Source organism: Nonomuraea sp. NPDC003201, from assembly GCF_053590415.1.
This window is the reverse complement of the sequence record NZ_JBSFTC010000554.1, coordinates 1-4,158: the sequence shown is the minus strand read 5'-3', so window position 1 is coordinate 4,158 and position 4,158 is coordinate 1. Positions and strand designations below refer to the sequence as shown.

Below are 4,158 nucleotides of genomic sequence, written 5' to 3'. Positions count from 1 at the left end.
CTTCGCCGGGGGCAGGCCGACCTGGTAGGTCCTGTCGCCCTTGTTGGTGACCTCGAAGACCAGCTCCACGAACCGCTTGTCCTCGTCCCACTGCGCCCGTGCACACCGCCAGCCAGCCGGTCGGCGGCCCGGAGAAGCCGAGGCTCTGCACCTGGACGGCCTGGATGCCGTCGTCCAGCACGCCCGCGCTCAGCCGGGCCGCGCCCCGCGCCATCTCCAGGGCCCGGGCGTGCCAGGGCCGCTCCCCCTCCGGCGTGGCCGCCCTGGGCTTGCCCTGCGGGTCCAGCAGCAGGGACTCGCCGCCCGTGTGCTCGGCCAGGGCACGCAGGATGCCCGAGGTGCCCGACAGCAGCGCGGCCCGCGCCATGGCCTCCTGGGCGGCGACGACCCGCCGCTCACCGCGTACGCGCTCGTCGGCGTGCCACCGGGCGACGGCCTCGGTCACCGCGATGAACGGGGTCAGGATCTCCAGCACCGGCAGCCCCTGGAGATCGGCGGCGGCCAGCACCTCCTCCGGCACGGCCGTCACGGCCTCACCGAGCGCGAAGGCGAGCCCGGCGCAGCCCGCCCCCGACAGCCGCTCGACGTACGCCTGCAACCCGGCCGGGTCGTCCGGCAGGCCGAGTCCGATGGTCATCACCAGCTCGCCCCCGCGCAGCCACGGCACGGGGTCGGCCAGCTCGGACACGTGCGCCCAGCGGACCACGCGTGGCAGGCCGGCGCGCCCGGCCAGCAGCCGCATGCGCATGCCGGGCAGGGTCATGGCCTGGGCGACGGTCAACGCCATGGGTGTTCCTCAGGGCTGTGCATACCGCACTCTAATTCACCGCCGGTGGTGCGTTTCGTCCCGGCCCCCCTCCGGCTGACCTGCGCTTATCGTCGTCGCACCCCCTGAGACCCGGAGGATCCATGAATCGCGCCACCCGGGCGGCCGGCGCCGCCTTCGTCGGGACCACGATCGAGTGGTACGACTTCTACGTCTACGCCACGGCGGCCGCGCTGCTCTTCGACGACCTGTTCTTCCCCAACGCCTCCAGTCCCACGGTGGCGCTCATGGCGTCCTTCGCCACGTACGCGGTCGGCTTCTTCGCCAGGCCGCTCGGCGGCATCGTGTTCGGCCACTTCGGCGACCGGGTCGGCCGGAAGTCGGCGCTGGTGGTCACGCTGCTCATGATGGGCGGCGCGACGTTCGCCGTGGGCCTGCTGCCCACGTACACGTCGATCGGCACGCTCGCCCCCGTGCTCCTGGTGCTGCTCCGCTTCGTGCAGGGGCTGGCGGTCGGCGGCGAGTGGGGCGGGGCCGCGCTGATGGCGGTCGAGCACGCGCCCGCGGACAAGAAGACCTTCTACGGCGGTTTCGCCCAGCTCGGCAACCCGGCGGGCGCGCTGCTGGCCACGGGCGCGTTCAGCCTGATGACCCTGTTCGGCGACGACGCGCTGCACTCGTGGGGCTGGCGGGCGCCGTTCATCGTCTCGGCCGTGCTGGTGCTGGTGGGCCTGTTCATCCGGCTCCGCGTCGAGGAGTCGCCCGTCTTCGAGGAGACCGAAAAGACCGGGGTGCCGATCAAGGAGGTCTTCCGCACGTCGTGGCGGTCCGTCCTGTTCGGCATCGGGACGCTGCCGGTGGCCATCGGCGGCTACTACATCCTCACCACGTTCCTGCTGTCGTACGCCACGGGCCCGTCGGTCGGCGAGACCGAGCAGCTCATCCTGAACGGCCTGAGCTTCGCCGCGTTCGTGGAGCTGATCGCCACGCTCGGCATCGCCTGGATGGGCGACAAGTTCGGCGGGCGCAAGGTCGCCATCTGGTTCCTGATCGCCACGGCGGTGCTGGCGGTGCCGCAGTTCGCGGTGCTCGGCACACACAGCACGTTCCTGATCTTCCTGATGCTCGGCGTGATGCGGCTGGCCACCTCGGGAACGTACGGGCCGATGGCGGCGATCCTGTCCGAGATGTTCCCGCCGCAGGTCCGCTACACGGGGATCTCGCTCGCCTACCAGGGCGCCGGCGCGATCTTCGGCGGCCTGTCGCCGCTGGCCGCCACCGCTCTCGTCGGCGCGTACGGCGGCGCCGCGTGGCCGGCCGTGGCGCTGCTGGTCGCCATGTGCGCACTCAGCGTGCTCTGCCTGGCCATGGCGCCCCGTCACCGCGACCACGTGCCGGCCGCCCCGATCACCACCGAATAGGAGAGTGCATTGTCCACCACCGTCATCACCGGCGGGAACGTCATCACCATGGATCCCTCGAACCCCTACGCGGGGGCCGTGGCCGTCCGCGACGGCCGGGTCCTGGCCGTGGGGCGCGAGGAGGACGTCCTCGCCCAGGCCGGTCCGGGGGCCGAGGTCGTGCGGGCGGGCGGGCGCAGCGTGCTGCCCGGCTTCATCGACCCGCACAACCACCTGCTGTCCACCGCGGAGACGCTGGTGGCGGTGGACGCGCGCTACCCGGCCGTGGGCAGCGCCGCCGACCTGGTCGCCGCCGTCGCCGCCGAGGCCGCCAGGACCCCGGCGGGCCAGTGGATCAGGGCGTACGGGATGGACGACGCGAAGTACCCCGGCGGGCGGCCGACCCGGCGGCAGCTCGACGAGGCCACCACCGAGCACCCGGTGATCGTCTACCACGTGTCCGGGCACCAGGCGGTGGTCAACTCGGCCGCGCTGTCCTGGCGCGGCATCGGCGACGACGTGGCCGACCCGGCGGGCGGCGCGTTCGTGCGCGACGAGGGCGGGCGGCTGACCGGCATGGTGCTGGACTCGGCGATGGAGCTGCTCCTGCCCGTGGCCGTGGACATCGGCTGCCACGGCCCGAACTTCCACGTCGACCTGCCCCTGGAGCAGCTGCGGTCGTGGCTGGAGCTGGCCGGGGAGACGTACCTGCGGGCCGGGGTGACGACCGTGTGCGACCCGCAGGTCTCGCGCCGCGAGCTGCTGGTCTACCGATCCGCATGGGAGGCGGGCACGCTGCCGGTGCGTACGGCGGTCATGCCGTTGTCGCACATGCTGGACGAGCTGTCCTCGATCGGCCTGGCGGGCCCGTTCGGCGACGACCGGCTGCGGTTCGGCGCGATGAAGTTCTACTGCGACGGCACGCTGCTGGGCGGCACGGCGATGTTCGACGAGCCGTACGGCGAGGGCTTCACCGGCTCGCTCTACCACCAGCCCGAGCAGCTCGTGGACCTCGTACGGCGGGCCGCGACGGCGGGCTGGCAGATCGGCATCCACACCCAGGGCGACCGGGCCATGGGCTACTCCCTCGAAGCGATCAAGGCCGCGGTGGCGGTGTCCGGCGACGACGCCCGGCCCAGGATCGAGCACTGCGGTCACCCGACGCCCGCCCAGGTCAGGGAGTTCGCCGCGCTCGGCGTGATCCCGGTCAACCAGCCCAACTTCCTGTACGACAGCGGCACCGACTTCGTGCGCCGGCTCGGCGAGCGGCGCGCGCACCGGCTGCAGCCGATCCGCGAGGAGCTGGACGCGGGGCTGCGCCCGGTGCTGTCCAGCGACTCGTTCGTCTCCTCGCTGCGGCCCATGGAGACGGTGGCGAACGCCGTGCGCCGCCGCACCAGGGAGGGCGGGCCGATCGGGGCGGAGCAGGCGATCACCCTGGAGGAGGCGCTGCGCGCGCACACGATCGACGCGGCGTACGCCCTGCGCATGGAGGACCGGATCGGCTCGCTCACGCCCGGCAAGCTCGCCGACGTGGTGGTCCTGGACGGCGACGTCCGGAGCCTGCCCGCGGACGCGCTGTCCGGCGTGGACGCGTGGCTGACCATGCTCGACGGGGACATCGCCTACCGCGCGGGGTAGCCCTCTGGCGGGCCGAATTATGGGGCGCGCCGGCTTATGGGGCGCCCCGCCGCCGGGCGCGGATACGATCGAGTGGTCCCGTTCGGAGGAGGAGGCGCGGTGCCGGGCACGGAGGAGCCGAAGGGCGGCGAGCCACAGGCCGCCGGGCCGGCCAAGGCGGTCACCTGGCTCATGCTGATCTACCGGGTGCCCACCGAGCCGACCAGGCTGCGGGCCGCGGTCTGGCGCAAATTGCGCAACCTCGGCGCCGTCTATCTGCAGAACTCCGCGGCCGCCGCGCCGCGCACGCCGCAGAGCGAGCGGGCCCTGCGGGCGCTGCGCAGCGAGATCGTCGAGTCGATGTCCGGCCAG

At 73.1% G+C, this 4,158-nt stretch carries 4 protein-coding genes; 3 read left to right on the top strand and 1 reads right to left on the bottom strand.

What is annotated here, in order from left to right:
* On the bottom strand, positions 1–787 hold a 787-nt coding region (locus tag ACWDX9_RS60515), incomplete at its 3' end, for a PucR family transcriptional regulator ligand-binding domain-containing protein (protein ID WP_449972973.1).
* 122 nt (positions 788–909) lie between these two features.
* Between ACWDX9_RS60515 and ACWDX9_RS60510 the strand changes: the two genes are divergently transcribed.
* The 3 genes from ACWDX9_RS60510 to ACWDX9_RS60500 all read left to right on the top strand — a co-directional run.
* Entirely contained in the window at positions 910–2,187 is a 1,278-nt protein-coding gene (locus ACWDX9_RS60510) for an MFS transporter (RefSeq protein ID WP_449972971.1), read from the top strand.
* A 48-nt stretch (positions 2,188–2,235) separates the two neighbouring features.
* The gene (locus ACWDX9_RS60505; RefSeq protein ID WP_449972975.1) at positions 2,236–3,807 is read left to right on the top strand and encodes an amidohydrolase; all 1,572 of its coding nucleotides are present in this window, start codon (positions 2,236–2,238) and stop codon (positions 3,805–3,807) included.
* Between the two features lie 99 nt (positions 3,808–3,906).
* Positions 3,907–4,158: Chromate resistance protein ChrB (locus ACWDX9_RS60500; protein ID WP_449972969.1), on the top strand; the 252-nt coding region annotated here is incomplete at its 3' end.

Excerpts from the sequence above, each read along its gene's own strand:
- ACWDX9_RS60505 (WP_449972975.1), top strand. The coding sequence starts at position 2,236 with ATGGATCCCTCGAACCCCTACGCGGGGGCCGTGGCCGTCCGCGACGGC.
- ACWDX9_RS60510 (WP_449972971.1), top strand. The coding sequence starts at position 910 with ATGAATCGCGCCACCCGGGCGGCCGGCGCCGCCTTCGTCGGGACCACG.